This window comes from Paenibacillus lacisediminis, assembly GCF_046567315.2.
In genome coordinates this window covers 146,736-167,348 of record NZ_JBKIAX020000006.1, presented here as the reverse complement: position 1 = coordinate 167,348, position 20,613 = coordinate 146,736, and the positions used below count along the sequence as shown (strand labels likewise).

General features: G+C 57.4%; 12 protein-coding genes and 1 pseudogene. 11 read left to right on the top strand and 2 right to left on the bottom strand.

Going from position 1 to position 20,613, the window contains the following annotated elements; genetic code table 11:
- Positions 1–23: 23 nt before the first annotated feature.
- Both ACLD72_RS13760 and rlmN read left to right on the top strand, forming a co-directional pair.
- Positions 24–1,220 (top strand): LL-diaminopimelate aminotransferase, encoded by a 1,197-nt coding sequence (locus ACLD72_RS13760; protein ID WP_410995560.1) that lies wholly within the window; start codon positions 24–26, stop codon positions 1,218–1,220.
- A gap of 289 nt (positions 1,221–1,509) precedes the next feature.
- Positions 1,510–2,568: a 23S rRNA (adenine(2503)-C(2))-methyltransferase RlmN gene (gene rlmN, locus ACLD72_RS13755; RefSeq protein WP_410995561.1), complete on the top strand. Its 1,059-nt coding sequence runs from the start codon at positions 1,510–1,512 to the stop codon at positions 2,566–2,568.
- A gap of 697 nt (positions 2,569–3,265) precedes the next feature.
- On the opposite strand, the gene ACLD72_RS13750 is transcribed toward rlmN, so the two are convergent.
- A complete protein-coding gene (locus ACLD72_RS13750) occupies positions 3,266–5,266 on the bottom strand; it encodes a beta-galactosidase (protein ID WP_410995562.1) in 2,001 nt (666 codons plus the stop codon).
- A 286-nt stretch (positions 5,267–5,552) separates the two neighbouring features.
- On the opposite strand from ACLD72_RS13750, the gene ACLD72_RS13745 reads away from it, so the two are divergent.
- The 9 genes and pseudogenes from ACLD72_RS13745 (at position 5,553) to ACLD72_RS13705 (ending at position 18,975) form a co-directional block, all read left to right on the top strand.
- Positions 5,553–6,485: an ABC transporter permease gene (locus ACLD72_RS13745; RefSeq protein ID WP_128635213.1), complete on the top strand. Its 933-nt coding sequence runs from the start codon at positions 5,553–5,555 to the stop codon at positions 6,483–6,485.
- Positions 6,486–6,500: 15 nt separating this feature from the next.
- Positions 6,501–7,382 (top strand): carbohydrate ABC transporter permease, encoded by an 882-nt coding sequence (locus ACLD72_RS13740; protein WP_128630468.1) that lies wholly within the window; start codon positions 6,501–6,503, stop codon positions 7,380–7,382.
- A 138-nt stretch (positions 7,383–7,520) separates the two neighbouring features.
- A complete protein-coding gene (locus tag ACLD72_RS13735) occupies positions 7,521–9,107 on the top strand; it encodes an extracellular solute-binding protein (RefSeq protein ID WP_410995563.1) in 1,587 nt (528 codons plus the stop codon).
- A 220-nt stretch (positions 9,108–9,327) separates the two neighbouring features.
- On the top strand, positions 9,328–11,622 hold the full coding sequence (locus ACLD72_RS13730) for a helix-turn-helix domain-containing protein (RefSeq protein WP_458475813.1): 2,295 nt from the start codon (positions 9,328–9,330) through the stop codon (positions 11,620–11,622).
- A 502-nt stretch (positions 11,623–12,124) separates the two neighbouring features.
- On the top strand, positions 12,125–15,232 hold the full coding sequence (locus ACLD72_RS13725) for an exo-rhamnogalacturonan lyase family protein (protein ID WP_458475812.1): 3,108 nt from the start codon (positions 12,125–12,127) through the stop codon (positions 15,230–15,232).
- A gap of 50 nt (positions 15,233–15,282) precedes the next feature.
- Positions 15,283–16,086, top strand: coding sequence for a polysaccharide deacetylase family protein (locus ACLD72_RS13720; RefSeq protein ID WP_410995684.1), 804 nt, complete (start codon positions 15,283–15,285; stop codon positions 16,084–16,086).
- A gap of 660 nt (positions 16,087–16,746) precedes the next feature.
- Complete coding sequence (locus tag ACLD72_RS13715) at positions 16,747–18,012, top strand: hypothetical protein (protein ID WP_410995685.1); 1,266 nt, start codon at positions 16,747–16,749, stop codon at positions 18,010–18,012.
- A gap of 4 nt (positions 18,013–18,016) precedes the next feature.
- Positions 18,017–18,313: a hypothetical protein gene (locus tag ACLD72_RS13710; RefSeq protein ID WP_458475842.1), complete on the top strand. Its 297-nt coding sequence runs from the start codon at positions 18,017–18,019 to the stop codon at positions 18,311–18,313.
- 94 nt (positions 18,314–18,407) lie between these two features.
- Positions 18,408–18,975 (top strand): annotated as a pseudogene (locus ACLD72_RS13705) (DUF1961 family protein).
- A 12-nt stretch (positions 18,976–18,987) separates the two neighbouring features.
- On the opposite strand, the gene ACLD72_RS13700 reads toward ACLD72_RS13705, so the two are convergent.
- A complete protein-coding gene (locus ACLD72_RS13700; RefSeq protein ID WP_410995566.1) occupies positions 18,988–20,190 on the bottom strand; it encodes an MFS transporter in 1,203 nt (400 codons plus the stop codon).
- Positions 20,191–20,613 lie beyond the last annotated feature (423 nt).

The window sequence follows — 20,613 nt, the reverse complement described above, 5'->3', positions numbered from 1 at the left end:
TAAAAATCTGAAGGAGTTTGGCTATGGAATTTACCCCATCGGATAAAGTGCAGCAAATGGCCACCGGTATTTTTACGGAGTTAGCCCGGCGCAAACGGTCCGCTTCCGGCCAGGGGATCGAAGTCATCGACCTGAGCGTTGGCAGTCCCGATCTTCCGCCGCCGCCGCTGGTCGTGGAGAAACTTGCCGCCTCGGCGCAGCATGCAGAAAATTACGGATATGCGCTGGGAGGAACCCGGGAGTTTCATGAAGCGGTATGTCATTTTTACCGCAGGCGGTATGGAGTGGAGCTTGATCCGGAGGAAGAGGTGCTCCAAACGATGGGCTCGCAGGACGGGCTCGCCCATCTGTCTTTGGCGGTCATCAATCCCGGAGATTACGTATTGATTCCCGACCCGGGTTATCCGATTTATGAGGCGGGGGTGGTCCTGGCCGGGGGCAAGGTGCATCCGCTGCCGCTTCGCGAGGAGAACAGGTATCTTCCGCAGCTGGAGCAAATTCCGGATGAAATATTGGCGCGGACAAAAATGATGATTCTCAGCTATCCCGGCAACCCGGTACCGGCCATGGCGGACGCCGCTTTTTTTGAGGAAACGATCCGGTTTGCGAAGCGGCATAACATTTTGCTTGTCCATGATTTCGCTTATTCCGAATTGATCTTCGACGGGCGCTCCCGGCTAAGCTTTATGGCGGTGCCCGGCGCCAGGGAAGTGGGCATCGAGTTCAACTCGCTGTCCAAAACGTTTAACATGGCCGGCTGCCGGATCGGCTATGCCGTGGGTCATCCTGGGGTTTTGCGGGCGCTCGGCATGCTGAAATCGAACATCGATTACGGCGTGTTCCTTCCGGTTCAGCAGGCGGCTGCGGCCGCGCTAATGGCGGACGATCGTTTGCTCGAAACGCAGGTGAAGGAGTACGAAGCGCGCAGGGATACGCTGATTTCCGGGCTGACGCGGGTTGGCTGGGAGGTGGCGAAGTCCCCGGCAACGATGTTTGTGTGGGCCCAAATCCCCGCAGGCTGGACTTCGCGCGAATTGGCGTTTGCGCTGATCGAGCAGGCGGGCGTGGCGGTGGTGCCGGGCGATGCGTTTGGCCGCCAAGGGGAAGGGTACGTGCGGATCGCGCTCGTACAGCCTTCGGACCGGCTTGCCGAGGCCGCCGAGCGGATCGGCCGTTTTTTGCGGCAGCAGCACGATCCGCGCAGTCAAAATCAACCATAGGGCGGAATATCCTCGAACATGTGTTAGAATAGGTGAAGCACAAATTTTTATAAGTTGAATTTGAGAATATGGACAGATTAGGCAAGAGGAGGAAATGATTCTGAAGAAGCGGAGCGTTCGCCTTTGTGAGCGGATTTCTACCTTATCTGAATCTACCTTATCTGAATTTAGTTCAATCAGAGAAATCCGGGAACAACAGCGATCGTAAGAACATTTCACCCGGCTGCCTCATCCGTACATCATTAGTCGACTTATAAAAATTCAAAATATAGCGGAAGAGGATATTACGATGAATCAACGACATTCGATATATGGATTGACCAAAGACCGGCTCGCCGCCTGGCTGCTGGATCATGGACATAAAAAAGGGCGGGCCGAACGGGTTTGGGATTGGCTGTACCGACAGCGAGTCACCGATTTTCAGGCGATGGACGACGTGAACGCCGAATGCCGGGCGGTGCTCGCCGAGCATTTTGCGGTTGAAACGCTAAAGGAGCATACCCGTCAGGAATCCGTCGACGGCACGATCAAGTTTTTGTTTCAATTGCAGGACGGCAACCTGATCGAAACGGTGCTGATGCGCCATAAGTTCGGCCTGTCGGTATGCGTGACAACGCAGGTCGGCTGCAATATCGGCTGCAGCTTCTGCGCAAGCGGTCTGCTCAAGAAAAGCCGCGATCTGACGAGCGGGGAAATCGTGGAGCAGGTCATGAAGGTGCAGCTTCACCTGGACCGCAAGGGCCGGGGGGAGAAGGTCACCCATATCGTGGTGATGGGAATCGGCGAGCCGTTCGACAACTACGACAATATGGCCGATTTTCTGCGCGTTATCCAGGATCCGAAAGGGCTGGCCATCGGGCCGCGGCATATCACCGTATCGACGAGCGGTCTGGCGGATAAAATCATCGAATTCGCCGACTCCGACCTGCAGGTCAATCTGGCGGTGTCCCTGCACGCGCCAAACAACGAGCTGCGTACCCGGATCATGAAGATCAACCGGGCGATTCCACTCGAGAAGCTGCTGGCGGCGATCGACTATTATCTGGAGAAAACAAACCGGCGGATCACGATCGAATACATTTTGCTGAAAGACGTGAACGACGGCACGGAGCACGCTTTGGAACTGGCCGAGCTGATGGGCGGCCGGCTCGTCAACGTCAACCTGATCCCGTACAATCCGGTGGACGAACACGCCCAGTATCAAAGAAGCTTGCAGGAATCGGTGCTGGCTTTCTACGATGTGCTGAAAAAGCAGGGCATCAGCTGCAGCGTCCGGCTGGAGCACGGCACCGACATCGACGCGGCATGCGGCCAACTGCGCAGCAAGCAGCTGAAGCGGCCGAGCTGAGGGGGCGGAGTTGAAGGGGCGGAGCTGAAGCGGTGGACGGTGTGGCGCCGGGCTAATCATGCAGGACTTGGAGCGGGGCTCCAAGTCCTTTTTTGAGCCGTTGAAGGCAGCACGACTTGCCGAGGGGCGGTCGCTTAGCCGGGCCAATTGCAAAAGTGCAGTTGAAATGAGCTGAATTCCGGCTATTAGAGCGATGAGATGCAAAAGTGCATTTGAAAATGGCGCGTAGAAACAAATTTGCTCAAAATGGCGAAACCGGCCTGCACTTTTGCATTTGACGGGTCATTTTCGGGCCATTTCGACGAAAACCGCATGCACATTTGCATTTCATGGAATTTGGGAGTAACCGCCGCCTGATGCTGCAAGAAAAACTAGTTTTAAAACAAAACCTACCACTATATGCGGTCCAGCTTGCTTAGTATATGCGGTCCAGTCTGCCTAGTATATGCGGCCCATGCTGCTTCAGGGACCCTACTCCGATAAAATAGCGGAACTTTATGGTCCTATTTTCCAGAAGGGGCGTGTTCATCTCCATTAGCGGAATTTTTTGCTCTTATTTTCCAATGAACGGTGCGGAAAGCGGCCATTTCCCTGCAACTGGAGAAAATAGCGGCATAAAATTCCTCTATTGCTCTCAAAATGGGTGATAACGCCGAAATAGCGACATTTTTTTCCTTTATATCTTCGTCGGCCGGAGTTAACTAGAGAAACGGATCACTCGGTACTCATAAGCTCCTACGGTAAGCGTTCCTGCCGGCACCTTTCGTCCGGTTAAGGCGTCCGTGCCTTCGCGCTCCAGGCGGACGCTTCCTCCTTGGCCGTCCATGTTGACGACGACCCACAGCTCGCCGCCCTCCTCCCCGAGGCGCGGGACGACAAGCGTGCCCGGGGTCGCCTCGCCGCGCAGGGCAACTCCCGCTTCGCCGGCATAATGCCCGATCAGCTTTTGCAGCAGCAGCTCGCCCGCCTCGCCGCACGGCAGGGAGCCGAGCATGACGATTTTGCCGCGCCCATGGCGGCGTTCGGTCGCAAAAGCCATGCCGGGAGTCAGGCCCGCGGCGATGGTGCCGATGACGGCGGTATCCTGGCCGGCCGGCTCAAAAACGGCGCTCCACATGGAGAGCGGAGCGGCGACGCCAAAAGCTTCCCCAATCGCTCCGGTTCCGTCCAGCGGATACGTATACACCGTTTTGACGCCGGCCCAAGCCTCCAGTTCGCTAAGTCCGGCCTCCGTCGGAATCGTATGCTCCGCCGTCCGCCCGCCGGTCAGCGGCCCGGCCACCCAGACGCCGCCTTCCGCAACCCATCTAAGCGCCCGCTGCAAAAACTCCGGAGACACGTACGGGAGGAAGGGGGTGAACAGCAACTTGAACCCCGTCAATTCGCCGCCTTCGGGAACAACATCGCGATATAGGCCCAGCGCTAAAAACCGCTTGTAAAAATCGTTCATCAACCCGCGGTAATTCAGCTTCCGGTGCGGCTCCGTCTGCAGAAATGCCTTGGCGCGGTCGGAATACGTGATCGCGACCTCGGCGCGCGCTGGCCGGCTCGCCAGCAAAACCGGCTCCAGCTCCCGCCGGGCCGCCTCGGCTTCCAGCACGCTGCGGTAGCCGATCGTCGGCTCGCCCCAGGCGCTGACGACGGAGCCGTGCGGCTGCTCGCTGCCCGAACGCTGCTGCCGCCACAGCCAATAGCAGAACCCGCCTGCCCCCAAGGCATAGGCGGCCACCGCTTCCGCTTTGACGTACCCGCTCGGGTGCGGCATGGCGTAGCTCTCCAGCGACGCGGCGAATGACGGGCTCGTCTCCATCACCCAAAAGGCCTTTCCCGGCTTCAGATTCCGCCACAGATCGCAGTTGAACAAATAGGCGTGGGCGTTCTCTTGGGAAGCGTACGAATCGAAGGAAGCGAAGTCGAGATTCTGGAACAGCCTTTCGTTGTCCAGATGAAACGGAATGTTGCTGTTATGGGTGATCGGCGCAGCGGAGTAACGGCGGATGATGGCCGCCTGCTCGTCGGCGAATTCGGCGATCTGTTCCATGGTGAACAGCCGGTACATGGTGCGCAGCGACGAGTTGTGCAGAAACGGCGTTGGGCCGGGCTGCGGCACCTCCTCAAAACGCCGGTACGTCTGGCTCCAGACGTTGGTGCCCCACGCCTCGTTCAGCGCCTCGATTGTACCGTAGCGCTGCTCCAGCCAGCGCTGCCACCGCTCCTTGCAGGACGTGCACAGGCAGTCGGCAACATGCGCCTTGAACTCGTTGTCGAGCTGCCAGGCGATCACCCCGGGCAGCCGGCCGACGGCCTGGGCAATCCGCTCGGTAATCAACGCGGCCCGCTCGCGGAAATAAGCGTTGTTCGTGCAGACATGCTGCCTCGCCCCGTGGTTCATGACGGTTCCCTGCTCGTTCACGTGCATCCGCTCCGGATGGCCGTGGCTCATCCAGATGGGCGGCGTCGGAGTCGGCGTGCACATCACCGTTTCAATGCCGTTCTCATAAAGCACTTCGATCACCTCCGCAAAAAAGCCGATATCGATTCGGCCCTCCTCCGGCTCCAGCACGGACCAGGCGAATTCGCCCATCCGCACGACATTGATGCCCGCCTCCTTCATGGCCGCGATATCCCGCATCAGCACGTCCCGGCTCCACAGCTCGGGATACAGGGAAGCCCCGTGATAAAGTTTTCCGTTTGTCATCTAAACCACCTCTCCCCGTCAGTCTGCGCCAGTTGCGGGGGACCGTGCAATAGCAATCTTTTGCCGGGTTCGCACTTTCTTGAAAAAATAAGACCATCCTCAGGCGGCAGGCGCGTTCAAGAAAGTCCAATTGCCGGAAAGGAAGGGCCGCTTCATAATGAGACTACATCGGTCGCAAACCGGCGGAGCAGCCCGTAGCCAAATGGCGGCGAAGCCGGCTTGACGATTCGGCAGAACGTTTTGGGAGGTGAACGGGGTGAAGCAAACGGCTGCGGCAAGCATCCGAATGAATCAACCGCCTATAAAAAGCAAACGGGAAACGAAATGGAGACGCCTCAGGCGCGACAAGTGGCTGTATCTGCTGCTGACGCCCGGGGTCCTGTATTTTATCATTTTCAAATATGTGCCGATGTGGGGCGTACTGCTGGCTTTCAAAAACTATCAGCCGTTCCTCGGATTCTGGAAAAGCGAATGGGTCGGGTTCGAGCACTTCAGGGTCTTTTTCCAGAACCCCGACTTTTTTATGCTGCTGCGCAACACGCTGGTGCTGTCGCTTTATAACCTGATTTTTTTCTTCCCGGCGCCGATCATTTTGGCTCTGCTGCTGAATGAAATCCGCCGGTCCTTTTTCAAACGGACGATCCAGACGATGATTTACGTTCCTCATTTTATTTCGATGGTCATCGTGGCCAGTTTGTCTTACGTGTTTTTGACGACCGAGGGCGGCATGGTTAACGAATTTTTGTATGCGTTTACAGGTGAAAAGGTCGATTTTCTGTCCAGCCCGGACTGGTTCCGGCCCCTGATCATTTTGCAGACGATTTGGAAGGAATGCGGCTGGGGGACGATCATCTTCCTTGCGGCGTTGGCCGGGGTGGACGTGGAGCAATACGAGGCGGCCATCGTTGACGGGGCAAGCCGCTGGCGGCAGCTGTGGCACATTACGCTTCCATCGATCCGCAGCACAATCGTAATCCTGCTGATCCTGCGCATGGGGACGATCCTCGATAACGGCTTCGAGCAGATTTATCTGATGATGAACGCGCTGAACCGCGAAGTGGCCGAAGTGTTCGACACATACGTGTACACGCTTGGGATCACCCAAGGGGCGTTCAGCTACAGTACGGCCGTCGGCTTGTTTAAGTCGGTCATCGGCGTCACCCTCGTGCTCGGTACGAACTGGCTGGCCAAAAAATCCGGGGAATCGGGACTTTATTAAAAAGGAGGCGCAGCTATGGCCAAACAATACAAAAGCACGGGCGAAAAAGTGTTTGACGTGTTCAATTACGTCTTCCTCAGCCTCTTCGGGCTGCTGGCGATTCTCCCGTTCATCTTCGTCATCTCCGGCTCCTTCGCCACCGATGCGGAAATTACGAAACGCGCCGTGTTTCTCATTCCACGCACGTTTTCATTGGACGCGTACAAGTTTATTTTTTCGACGGACACGATCGTCCGCAGCATTGGGGTGTCCATCTATGTCACCTTGGTCGGTACGATCGTCAATTTGTTCTTTACGGTGACGATGGCTTATCCGATGGCCCGGCGCAACCTGATGGGCCGGAACTTGATTTTGAACCTGGTCATTTTTACGATGCTGTTCGGCGGCGGCATGATTCCCACGTACCTGGTCATCCGCGACCTCCAGTTGCTGGACACGCTGAACTCGCTCATCCTGCCCGGGGCGATCAGCGCTTTTAACCTGATCATCGTCAAAAATTTCTTCCAGGAGCTCCCCCCGGAGCTGGAAGACGCCGCCAAAATCGACGGCTGCAACGAGCTGGGCTTGCTGTGGCGCATCGTGCTCCCCTTGTCCAAGCCGGTGCTGGCGACCTTTACGTTGTTTTACGCCGTCGGGCATTGGAACAACTTTTTTTCGGCGCTGCTGTACATCAACGATCCGGCAAAATGGCCGCTGCAGGTGATGCTGCGCCAGATCGTCATGCTGTCCCAATCGGCGGGGGACATCAATTCCATGGATCCGACTTTCGTGCAGCCGCCGGAGCAGTCGATCAAGATGGCCGTCATCGTCGTCGGCACGATCCCGATCCTGTGCGTGTATCCGTTCCTGCAAAAGCATTTCGCCAAAGGGGTGCTGCTCGGTTCGATCAAAGGCTGACCGGCTGCCGCGATCGCCTCAACATTCTGCATCGTTGAAAAACTTTGTGTAAATTCATGGACTTTTCCTGGAAGGTCCGATGATTTTGCAATATATGCAAATACAAACTCATACCATTAGAAGGAGGTCAAAACGTATATGACTGTAAAATCGAGTTGGAAGCGCTGGGCCGCTCTGCCGTTGGCGGCGGCGCTGATGTTCGCGGCAGCCGGATGCGGCGGGGGGAACGGCGGAAGCGGGGGACAGGGAGCGTCTCCGGCCGCCACCTCGGACGGGGGAGGGAACGCCTCGTCGGAAGGGCCACTGAAATTGTCGATCATGCTGCCGGTTTTCAAGACCAATTATCCGAAGGACGACGGACTGGTCGTCGAGGAGATCGAAAAGCGGACCAATACGCAAATTCATTTCGAATGGGTGCCGAACGCCTCCTACGCTGACAAGTTCAACATTACCCTTGCTTCCGGCAAACTGCCGACCATCATTTACGTCGGGGACGTTAAAGGCCCGAGCTTCGTGGGCGCGGCCAAGTCCGGGGCGTTTTGGGAAGTAGGCCCATATCTGAAGGACTATAAGAACCTGAGCGGCGCGAACCCGATCATCATGAAAAACTCGTCCATCGAAGGCAAAAACTATGGGCTTTACCGCGGACGGGTGCTTGGGCGCAACGGAATCGCCTTCCGCAAGGATTGGCTCGATAAGGTCGGGCTGCAGACGCCGCAGACGACAGACGATTTTTACAATATGCTGAAGGCGTTTAAGGAGCAGGATCCGGACGGGAATGGAAAAGACGACACGTACGGCATGGTTTTGGTCAAATGGACCGGTCAATGGGCCAGCGGTTTCGATACCATCAAACTGTGGTTCGGCGCGCCAAACAAGTGGGGGATGAAGGACGGCAAACTCGTCCCCGAGCACGAGTACCCCGAATATCTGGAAGCGCTGAAATTTATGAAAAAGCTGTACGACGAGAAGCTGATCAACTCCGACTTTGCCGTCATGGACAGCGCGAAGTGGGTCGATCCGGTGGTCAACAATAAAGCGGGCGTCATCGTTGATGTCGTGGACGTGGGAGCACGGATCGACGACAAAATCCATGCCGCGCTGGCCAAGGAAGGCAAAGACGAGCCGGATCAGCATTATATCGACGTGACCGGCGGCGTCACGGGTACGGACGGCCAGCTCCACACCTTGCCCACCTCCGGTTACTCCGGCATGTTGGCGATTCCGAAATCCACGATCAAAACCGAAGCGGAACTGAAGCGGGTGCTCGCTTTTCTGGATCAGCTGAACGAACCGGAGCTGCAAACGATGCTTAACTTCGGCCTGGAAGGCGCCCATTACAGCCTGGTGGACGATTATATCGAGCCGATCAAAGATACGGCAAAGCTGGAATCCGAGGTTGAAGGCTTAAATCAAATGCTCACGTTTATTCCCGAGGACCGTGCCAAAAAAGTTAAACAAACGCCCTTGCGGGTCAAGCAGGCGGAGGTGCAGAAGGCGAACGAACAATACATCGTTTCCAACCCGGCGGAGCCGTTTATCTCCACGGTATATTCGCAAAAGGGGCAGCAGCTCGACAACATCATCAACGATGCCCGCATTAAGTTTATCGTTGGCCAAGTCGACGAGGCCGGCTTGAAATCCGCTTTTGAGTTGTGGAAAAAGTCCGGCGGAGACGACCTCGTCAAGGAAATGAATGAGCTTTACAGCAAGGAGAACCCGTAAGCATACCAAGCACAACAAGCACAACGAGCACAACGAGCACAACGAGCGCACCATAGAAAGATCATCGGATAAAGGCATGGGATAGCAGCTGCCCCGAAGGTTCATGATGAACCTTGCGGGCAGCTTCCTGTACTTATATTCCCAAATCATGTAACTCGTATTGTATTTTACTATGTATGCGTTTACATTTTGAATATACCTTAATTCGGTTGGTGAGGAAATGAAAATGGGGAAAGGGCGGTATTATCGCAAAAACCTGATCTTAATGCTAGTGGTCTCCGCCATTCCGGGAATCATCACCGGGGCGCTTGTCTACGGCATGATCGGCGCGCGGATGGAAAACGAGCTGCTGCAGATGCATCACCGGCAAATCGAGCAGCGGGCCGGCAACATCGATGAGCAATTGACCAATCTGGAGCTGATGCTGTCCCATTGGGCGTTTGATCCGAAATTCGATTACAGCCTGGACGGGCTCGATTTCACCATCGATTTCGAGCGGGCGCGGGACATTACGAAAACACTGGTCGTCATGCAGGGCTCCAATACGATGATCAAGCAGGTGGAGCTGTATTTGGGCGGGGATGAGCCGGTCCTGTTTAATCCCGAATACGGGGAGATCAAGTCCGCGGCGGTGACCGGCCTGTACGACAAGCTGATCGGGACACGGCAGAGCACCTATTGGACGGAGTGGGCTTTTGACCCAAGCCATCCCGGCGAAAAGGAGCTGACGCTGGTACATCATATTCCCGGCGGCAGCCAGGAGCCGTTTGGGGCGCTGCTGATCCGGATGGATACCGGGAAAGTGGCGGATATGCTCAAGACGATGACGCCATATAACGTGGGGGAAACGTTTCTTGCTCGAACGACCGGCGGGCTGTTCGCCTCGGCCGGCGGCAGCGCGCCGGATTCGCCGTTCGTGAAGCGGCTGCAGGCCGAAATCCGCGAGCGGGGAAGCGCAGATAAAGCTTCTTTTGTCTTCGCATGGGAGGGGAAAACCTATGCCGTCACGTACGGCGCGTTTTCCCGGATCGCTAATGAATGGGTGTATGTCTCCGCTTCGCCGATTTCCAGCATCACGGCGCCGGTGATGTTCGTGTCCAAGCTGATTTTCACCGTGAGCTTCAGCGCCTTGATGTTGGCCGCTTTGCTGTCCTGGCTGGCGTCCTGGCGAATGTATTCGCCGATTCGCCGGCTGTTCAAGACGCTGCTGCCGGAGCATGCGGCTGCGGCGGGCCAGGAGGACAAATTTGCGCTGATCGAGCGGCAGTGGCTGAATTTGCACTGGGAGAGCCACGACCTGCAGCGGAAGCTGGCGGAGCAGCTTCCCCATGTGAAGGAGAGCTTTCTTCACCAGCTGCTGCACGGTCATTTGTATGCCTATTCCGAGCAGGAGCTGCGCCGCCGGATGGAGCGGTTTAAATGGGAGGTGGAGAACCGCCGCTTTGTTTTGCTGTATGTTCAGTTGACGGGGATCACGAGCTTGGGCGGGAAATTCAAAAACGGCGACGAAGGGCTCGTATCCTACGCGGCGGCGAACATTATCGGCGAGCTCGCCGCGCAGCGCTTCAGCCAGAGCGATACGATTCATTTTCACGATTTGTCGACCGGAATTATGCTGATGGTGCCCAGCGATGTGTCCTACATGCCTGAAGTTCAAGCTTTTAGCGAAGAGTTGATCCGGACTGTGAACCTGATTTTGAAGATGCGCGTCACAGTGGCGGTCAGCCGGGCCGTGGGCCAGGTTACGGACATTCCGTTCGCGTTTGAGGGGGTGCGGCAGGCGGCGAGCTATCGCCCTGTCGAAGGCGGAAACCAGCTCATCGAGATGGAGAAGCTGGACCGCGAAGGGGCCGGGGAGGGGGAGCCTGCTTATTCGTTTACGCTTGAGCGCGAGCTGATTCAGGCGATGCGCACCGGCCAGGAGGAAGAAGCGTACCGGCTGCTGGGCGAATTCCTCGCCGCCTTGAGCGCCAGAGGCGCCAAAACGATCGACGTGCAGCAGGGGATGCTGCAGCTGCTCGGCCATACCCAGCACGCCATCATGCAGTCCGGCATTCATCCGAATCGCCTTTTTAAAGGCGTCAATCTGTATGAGGCGCTTTCGCAAATCCGCGAGCCGGAGCTGATCCTGACCTGGTTCCGGGAAAAGGTACTGGCCCCCTATCTGAAAGAGCTTTCGCTCCGCGCGAATGCGGGGGTCAAGCTGCTGATCGAGCAGGCGATGATTTATTTGCAGCAAAACTACATGAAGGACATTTCGCTCGACAGCTGCGCTGATCACATCGGCACGAACCCGTTTTTTCTGAGCAAGTCGTTTAAGCAGGTGACGGGCCATAATTTTATCGATTACTTGACCGGGCTGCGGATGGAGAAAGCCAAGGAGCTGCTGCGCGACACCGGGCTGCGGATTTGCGATGTCGCCCGGCAGGTTGGGTACCAGCATAGCTATTTCAACCGGATTTTCAAGAAGCTGGAGGGGATGACGCCGACCCGGTACCGCGAGCTTAGCCAGTAAAACGGCACTAGCGTTGCATAAACTCTTGCACAAGACAAGTTGTAGCCCTGATACTTTCCGGATTTCCACATTTGCTCAGGTTCTCGAATCGAAATTGGGGCTGCCGGAAATCTAACGGTTGCAGCAACTGCTATTTTACGAAAAAGGGCCTTTTCTAAATTCTAACGGTTATGAGCGCCGTTATTTGCCTGAATCCACGTGGAAATGGCCGGGTTTAGGTGAAATAAGCGCCTTGGCAACCGTTAGAAGTTGAAATCAACGTTTTTGGGACAAATAGCGGTTGTGGCAACCGTTAGAATAGTTGCGTGCAACGCTAGTGGTAAACGCTAGTGGTAGAACGGCGAAATTCCGGGGGCGCAACAAAGTCCAAACCGGAGAAAAATGTGCAATCCGCCTAATTCCGGCGGGCAAGGGCGCGGGGAAGCGCGGGCAAAAATGTCTCATTGCCGGCAAAACCGGCCTGGGCCTACAATCAGGGCATGTTGAAAAGGAGATGATTGCCTTGGCTGGAACTGTGTCTGGAGAAGAGCCGATCCATTTGCGGTGGCTAAGCGAGCAGGGCGAACCGGAGCTGCCTGTCGGCACGACCTGGGGCGTCCCCTGGAAAAAAGGCGTGCTCGCCCGGGAGGAGGTGGCGGGGTTTAGGCTGGGCTGGCTTGGCGGGTACGCTGGAGGCGGCGGGGCCAGCGGATCAGCCGGGCCTATCGCGTCCAACGGGCCTGCCGAGTCTACTGGGCGCGGCGAGTCTGCCAGGTTTGCTAAGTCTACCAGACTTGCTGAGTCTGCCGGTTCTACCGAGTCTACCGAGTCTGCTGATTCTACTGATTCTGCCGAGCCCGCTGTATCCGTCGAATCAACCACGTTTACCAGGTCTACCGGGTCAGCTGGTTCTACCATGTTTGCCGGTTCTACCGAGCCTGCCGTGTTTGCCGGGTCTACGGGGGCCGGGCTTGTGGGCAGTGCGGACAACGCAGGCAGCACCGCGGGCGGCACGGCGGAAAGCGTGGTTGGCTTGCCGGTGCCGGACGTGGCTCTGGGGGCTGTTTTGGCCCGGGAGCATACGGCGCGGGCGGAGCTGATCCCGGACGTGGTCCCGGGTGAAGAGCTTGTTCCCGTGCAGAGCTGGCCCACGGCCTTTTGGCCGGACGGAAGCGTGAAATGGACCGCCCATGCGGCGGTATTCGGAAGGGGCGAGAGCGGGGCGGAAGCGCCGGCGACGGCGGCGGGAAGTTGGCCTTCGGGCGGTACTGCCGAGCGGCTTGTCCCGGCCGGAAACGAACACGCCTTCGCGGCAGGAGGGGCGGTTTCCGTCGAAGAGCAGGAGGATGTAATCCGGGTGGATACGGGGGTCATCACCTGCCTGATCGGCGCCCGGGGCCAAAAGGTGATCCGCAGCATCATGCGGGACGGCACGGAGGTGTGCAGCGGCGGAACGCTCGTCTGCCTCCGCGAAACGGAAAGCACGGCAAGCGGGGTACGCGTCCGGCGCGAGGAGCCGTTTGCCGGCCGCATCCACCGGACCAAGGTGGAGCAGGCCGGCCCGGTCCGTGCGGTGGTGAAGCTGGAGGGCCGGCACCAGGCGGCAGGCGGGGGCAGGGAGGGGCTTCCGTTTACGCTGCGGTTGTATTTTTACGCCGGGCTGGAGTCGATCCGCTTCGTCTATACGTTCCACTATGACGGCAACCCGCATCAGGACTTTATCAAAGGGCTGGGGATTTCCTTTACCCTGCCAATGCGCGGGCCGCTGTACAACCGGCATGTGCGTTTTGCCGGCGAACGCGGCCTGTTCAGCGAGTCGCCGAAAACGCTGCATACACGCCGCACGAAGGGCCGTTATCGTGAGCTTTTTGCCGGGCAGACGGCGGGGCGGAAGGTTGAGTTTGACCCGGATCAGGACGCTTATTTTCTCGGCTTGCTGGACGATTCGGCGACCTGGGACGCCTTTAAGCTGGTGCAGGATTCCTCTGAACACTACCGAATCGCCAAACGGACCGGGGAAGGCTGCAGTTGGGTGAAGGCGGCGGAGGGCCGGCGGGCACGCGGTTTGGGATATGCCGGGAGCGAGGGCGGAGGATTTGCCGTCGGACTTAAGGACTTCTGGCAAAAGCACCCTTCCGGGATGGAGATCTCCGGCATAGCCGGAGAGGAGGCGAAGCTCACCGTTTGGCTCTGGTCGCCGGAAGCGGGGGTCATGGATCTGCGGCATTATGATACGAAGACGCATGTGGAGTCTTCGTATGAGGGCGCCGAAGAGCTGCGGGCCACGCCTTACGGCATTGCGAATACGAGCGAGCTGACGATCTGGTGCACCGGAGATACACCCGATGCCGGACTGCTCGCCCGCATGGCGCGCGAGGCCGGAGCGCCTTCCCGGCTGGTTTGCGAGCCGGAGTATTATTATGCGGCAAGGGCGTTTGGTATATGGAGCCTGCCCGACCGCAGCACGCCGGCCAAAGCTTATCTCGAGGACCGGCTGGACGGGATCATCGCTTTTTACCGGCGGGAGATTGAGCAGCGGAAATGGTACGGCTTTTGGGACTACGGCGATTGTATGCACAGTTACGACCCGGTCCGGCATGTGTGGAATTATGATCTGGGCGGCTGCGCCTGGCAAAATACCGAGCTCGCCCCGAACATGTGGCTGTGGCTGATGTTTCTCCGCACGGGCCGGTCGGACGTATTCCGGATGGCTGAGGCGATGACCCGGCATACGAGTGAAGTGGACGTTTACCATTTCGGTGAATACGCCGGACTGGGCTCGCGCCACAACGTTGTCCACTGGGGCTGCGGCTGCAAGGAGGCGCGGATCGCGATGGCCGGACTGCACCGGTATTACTATTATTTGACCGCAGATGAGCGGATCGGGGACATGATGGATGAAGTGAAGGACGCGGATTACTCCACCGTAATGCTGGACCCGATGCGGGCTTATTTTCCGCAGGACGAACACCCTACCCATATTCGCGTCGGACCGGATTGGGCGGCCTTCAGCTCAAATTGGATGACCCGCTGGGAGCGTCATGAGGACGAAGCCTATCGCGACAAGATCATCACGGGGATAGGCTGCCTGAAAGCGGCCAACTTCCGGCTCATTTCCGGACCAACCTACGGGTACGACCCGCGGACCGGCGTGCTGACCGGCATGGGTGACGACAACTGGGGGCGGCATTTGGCGATTTGCATGGGCGGACCGCAGGTATGGTTTGAACTGGCCGGGATGCGGGAGGACCCGGAGTGGGAGGAAATGCTGGCGGAGTTTGGCTTGTTTTACAATTTACCGCCGGAGGAGAAGCTGGCCCGTACCGGCGGGGCGATCGGCGGCGGCCAGCTGCGTTTTGAGCACCCGGTGCTAAGCGCCGCAATCGCCGCTTACGGGGCGTATTACCACAATGACGCGGCGACGGCGGCGTTGTGCTGGTCGATTTTGCTGGACAATGATTTCGGGCGCACCGATTTGAGCCGGGCTGAAGTCCGGGCACTGCATGCGGAAGAGGTGTTGGAAGTGGATTGGATGAACACGAACGAGGCTTCACAGTGGTCGATTAATACGATCATCAGCCTGGAGCTGATCGATCAGTTTTTGCCGGAGCAAAGTCGGATGGGCGGGTAAACGCGGTAACATAACGAACAATAGGCCAAGGGGTGGATGAAGGCATGGGGATGCCAAACATCTATTTTTGCTTTCCGGGCGGGAAGCACAAGGCGCTCACGATGAGCTACGATGACGGGCGAAGGGCGGATGAGAGGCTGGTCGGCATTTTTAACCGCTTTGGGATTCGCGGGACGTTTCACATCAATTCCGGGCTGCTCGGGGGTGAAGATCGCCTGACGGCGGAGGAGGCGGTGACCCTGTACCAGGGGCATGAGGTTTCCGCGCACACGGTATGGCATCCGACGATAGCACGTTGCCCGAGGGTGCAGATCGTCGATGAAGTAATGGAGGATCGCCGGAATTTGGAGCGGCTGTTTCGGACGACGGTGCGGGGAATGTCGTACCCGAATGGCTCATACAGCCAGGAGATCAAGGAGCTGATGCCGCATCTCGGCATCGAATACGCACGGACGGTGAAGACGACTCACGGTGGTTTTGGCCTGCCGGGGGATTGGCTGGAGTGGGAGGCGACCTGCCACCATAAAGACCATTTGCTGGAGCATGCGCAAACCTTCACGGAGCTGCACAAAACGCAATATTTGTATTTGATGTACGTGTGGGGGCACAGCTACGAATTCGACAACGACAACAACTGGGAATTGATCGAACGGTTTTGCGAAATGACCGGCGGACGGGAGGACGTTTGGTACGCAACCAACATCGAAATCGTCGATTACATGAAGGCCTGCAAATGGCTGCGGTTTTCCGCGGGGCGGGAGTTTGTGCAAAATCCGGGCGCGGCCCCGGTTTGGCTAAGCGTCGACGGCGGCATCGTTGAGGTGCCCGGCGGAGGCCAGGTGGAGTTTCGCTGAAAGGTTGTTGGGGTGCCCGGAAGGGCGGGGCCAAGTGGAGTTTCGCTGAAATTTGTTGGGGTGTCCAGTGGGGGGGCGGGGAGAGCTGCGCTGGAAATCTGGCGCGGTGTTCGGCGGCCTTCAACTTCAAATAGCGGTACTTTATGTACTTATGATCCGGGGCCAGGCATGTTGATACTCATTAGCGGACTTTTTTGTACTTATTTTCCTCTGAACGGTCCGGAGCGCGGGCAATTCCTGGTGATTCGAGAAAATAGCGCCATAAAATTCCTCTATTGCACTCATAGCGGGTGATATCGCCAAAATAGGGACATTTTTTGCCCTTATATTTTTCGCTGAAGTTTCTCCGGCAGCCTGGATGTTACGGTTTTTTTCTAAATTGTATTGTCAAGTGCCGTTTTGGGTTTAAGCCGGAATTTGTGGTGAGAACTTGTGGTGTAAGTTTGTGCAGGAACGATTTTTAATTGGTGCGGAGGTGGAGTAACGATGGGACTGGAACCAGTGAATCAGAGAGCGATGGATGCGGGGAGGGCGAGTAAGGTGGATAATGCGGCGAATACACACTTGGAGGCAGAAAAACGGAGCGAAGGGGAAGCGGCCTGTCCAGAGGCTTGCCGGTTAGCGGAAATCGACATCTCGGCGGCCGGCCCGCGCTGTAAAATGCTACTGGGCGATTTAAACGACGATGGCCGGATGGAAATGCTGCTCGTCCAGCCCGATAACCGCCAGGATGTGCGGTATATTCCCCACCAGGTGCAGTGCCTAACGGCGTTTGACCTGGACGGGCGGCTGCTGTGGCAGCACGGTAAACCCGATCCCGGGGCGGGCAGTCAGGGTTCGGATTATCCGGCCCAAATTTATGATTTGGATGGGGACGGCAAGCTGGAAGTGCTGTGCGTGATGGACGGGCGTGTTTATGTGCTGGCTGGAGAGGACGGTTCGGTAAAAAAGGTTTTCGATTTGCCGGATCCCGAAGCGCATGACTGTATCGTTATCGCCAATTTGAGCGGCGGGGAGCGGGCTTCCGATATTCTTTTGAAAGACCGTTACCGGCACATATGGGCCTTGAACCACGATTTCGAGCTGCTGTGGACGCATGAGGGGAACACGGGGCATTACCCTTGGGCTTGTGACTTGAACGGGGACGGATACGATGAGGTCATGGCGGGGTACGAGTTGCTGGATCACCAAGGCCATGTGTTGTGGAGTTGCCGGGATTTGGAGGATCACGCGGACTGTATCTGGGTCGGGGACGTGAACGGCGACGGGGCTCCGGAGCTGGTGATCGGCGGCAGCGTGACGGTGATGTACAGTCGGGACGGCAAAGAGCTGTGGCGGTACGAAGGCTCGATCGAGTCGCAGCACATCGCGCTTGGCAAGTTCAGAAACGACCAGCCCGGCCTGCAGATTGCCGGATTGGACCGCATGGTCCGGGAGGATGACGGCAAAGGCTTAAAAGGCAAGGACGCCTTGTTCATGCTGGATAGCGAAGGCCGGGAATTATGGAAAGAAGAGCGGCAAACGAGCGGATGGCTGACAATCGCCGAAACGCTAAGCAACTGGTATCCGGGAGCGCCGGACTATATTTTGGCGTACCGCCGCGGCGGCGGCGTATTCCCGGCCCTTTATGACGGGGAACAGCGGATCGCCGCCCAATTTGACCATGAAGGGTACGTGGTGCATGGCGATTTGCTGGGGCAGGGTGCGGAGCAGGTAATCATTTATGATGATGAACTGGCCGTTCTGTTTGCGAGTGGACCGTTGGAGCTAAGCGGAGCTTTTGCCACAGGTTCGGAAGGCTTTGATTCGCTTGAAGGGGAAAGCTTGTTTGAGAACACCCAGCCGCCTAGTCCGCTGCCGCAAGTGAAACGCCTTTACAATTCCACCTTGTACCCGGGAGGAGAAATCGATTGGAGAGAGGGGTGAGGATTTGGTGTCGTCTTATTTTCACGAATACGATGCGATGGCGCGTGTTGCGGCGGGCCGGGTAGAGCCGGTGTTGTCCGCCGTGGCGGGCAGGTATGTTGGAGCGAATCCCCCGCGGCCCCCGGTGTACCGTGTCCACTCCCGGCGCGGGTCCGGTTATTCTTATAACAAATACTACTACAAGGATGAATTGACGTGGCAGTTGAACGATACTCACGGAATCGGCATCGTGCTGCTGGCGGGGATTGAGGTCGCTCAGTTGCTGCGCGGAAGGGAGGTTGCCGGTTTTGGCGAATGTTGATCCTCCTGTGGAGAGCCGTTCCCTCATCCCCGAAGGTTGGCGCTTATTGTACCGCAATCCACTGCAGTCTTCGCAGGATACGGCGGGGTTTAGGATGGAGGGGGACGGAGCCGCGACTTTCCCCCTCGGGCGGCTGCGCCTGGAAAGCAAGCGGAGTGCGGAGGAAGGGCAAAAGGCCAACCTGGTGTACTGGTGCCCGGAGGAGTTTCCCGCAGATATGGCGGTGTCCTGGCAGTTTCGGCCGATTCAGGAGCCAGGGCTTGCGATCTTGTTTTTTCAATCCGGCGCTGCCGCCGCGCACGGGCGAATACGACCAATACCACCACGGGGCGATGGATGCCTTTCATGTTTCTTATTTTCGCCGCATGTGGGCCGAGGAGCGCAGCTTCCATACCTGCAATTTGCGCAAAAGCTACGGCTTCCATCTGGTCGCGCAGGGCGCCGACCCGCTGCCTGGGGTTGCCGATGCTGCCGGCGCGTACCGGATGCTGATCGTCAAAAAAGGCCCGTCCATCACGTTTGCGATCAATGAATTGATCGTGTTTTCGTGGCTGGATGATGGGCTTTCTTACGGTCCGCTGCTGGCCGGCGGGAAAATCGGCTTCCGCCAGATGGCCCCGCTGATCGCGGAATATGCGGATATGGCGGTGTATGGGCCTTGACTTAGGCCGGAGTCATTCCGCCCCTTGCTTCCGCTCCTGTGCGTAGCTGACGGCGCCGATCACCAGCGCAAGGACAACGATCAGCGAGCCGACCCAAGGCAGCGACGACAGGCCGATATGGGTAATGACCAGGCCGCCGATAAAGGCGCCCATCGCGTTGCCAAAGTTGCCGGCCGCGTGACTGGAAGTGGAGGCCAGCGCCGGAGCTGCTTTGGCGAGGTTCATGATCCGCACCTGCATCCCCGGCATAACGCCAAACGAGGCCATGCCCCACAGGAAGATAGTAATGACGGCCAAAGCGGGGCTGTGAACGGTGAAGGTGAAAATGCCCAAAATGACCGCCACGGCCAAAAACAGTCCGAGCAAGGACGGCATCAGTTTCCAGTCGGCGAGTTTGCCGCCGATCATGTTGCCGAGTGTGACGCCACAGCCGAAAATGACGAGAATCCAGGTCACGTTATGCTCGGCAAAGCCGGTGATGTCCTGCAGCAGAGGCGCGATATAGGTGAAAACGGCGAACAAGCTCGTATTTCCCAGCGCCGCGATCAGCAAAAACAGCAGCAGCTTGGGGCGGAGCAGCGCGCGGATCTGCCGGGCCACGCCGCTCGGCTCCTCCTGGCGAAGGCGCGGAACGAAGCGGAGGATGCCGCCGAGGGCGATCAGGCCCATCAGGGCAATGGCGCCGAAGGAAGCGCGCCAGCCGAGCTGCTGGCCGACAAACGTGCCAAGCGGAACCCCGACGATGTTCGAGATGGTCAGCCCGGCCATCATGATCGATACCGCGCCGGCGCGTTTTTCCGGCCGGACGAGGCTGGCGGCGATAACGGCGCCGACGCCGAAGAAGGTGCCGTGCGTTAAGGCGGTCAGAATCCGCGCGGCCATAAGCACCTCGTAGTTGGGCGCCACGACGGAAATACCGTTGCCAAAGATGAAGAGAAGCATCAGCAGGCAGAGCAGTCCTTTTTGCGGGATCCGCTGAGTCAGCAGCGTCAAAATCGGTGCCCCGATCGCCACGCCCATGGCGTAAGCGGTAATCAACTGCCCGGCGGTGGAGATGCTGACATTGAGGTCATTCGCCACATTCGGCAGCAGCCCCATAATGACAAATTCGGTCATGCCGATGGCGAACGAGCCGACGGTCAGGGAAAGGAGTGCGACGGGAAACGGTTCTTTAACGGCCGTGGCTTGTTTGCGTATTGCCGGAGATGTATTCATGCTGTACAACCTTTCTGAAGTACAAGTCTTCGAATGGATTCGATTAAGTCCAGTTTCCTATTATTAGGGGTCGGCGGATGAAGATCAAGCACTTTTTTCTGTAACCGTTTCCGCGAAAAAAGCCTCCAAAACCGCTTAACGGCGGTACTTGAAGGCTTTTCCAATGTAACTTGATGCGTTCTGATGCTACGGCTGCTATTGATGCCACGCCCGTTATGAAGCTACATCTGTTATTGATGCTACATCTTCTATTTGATGGTATGTCTGCTATTGAAGCTGCATCTGCTATTTGATGGTACATCTGTTATTGATGCTACCCCTACTGTTGATGCTATATGTACTGCATGATGCACAACGGCAAGTATCTCGCCTGTTCCTTCTTCACAGCAACTGCAAAAGTACATTTGATTTCTCTTAAAATTC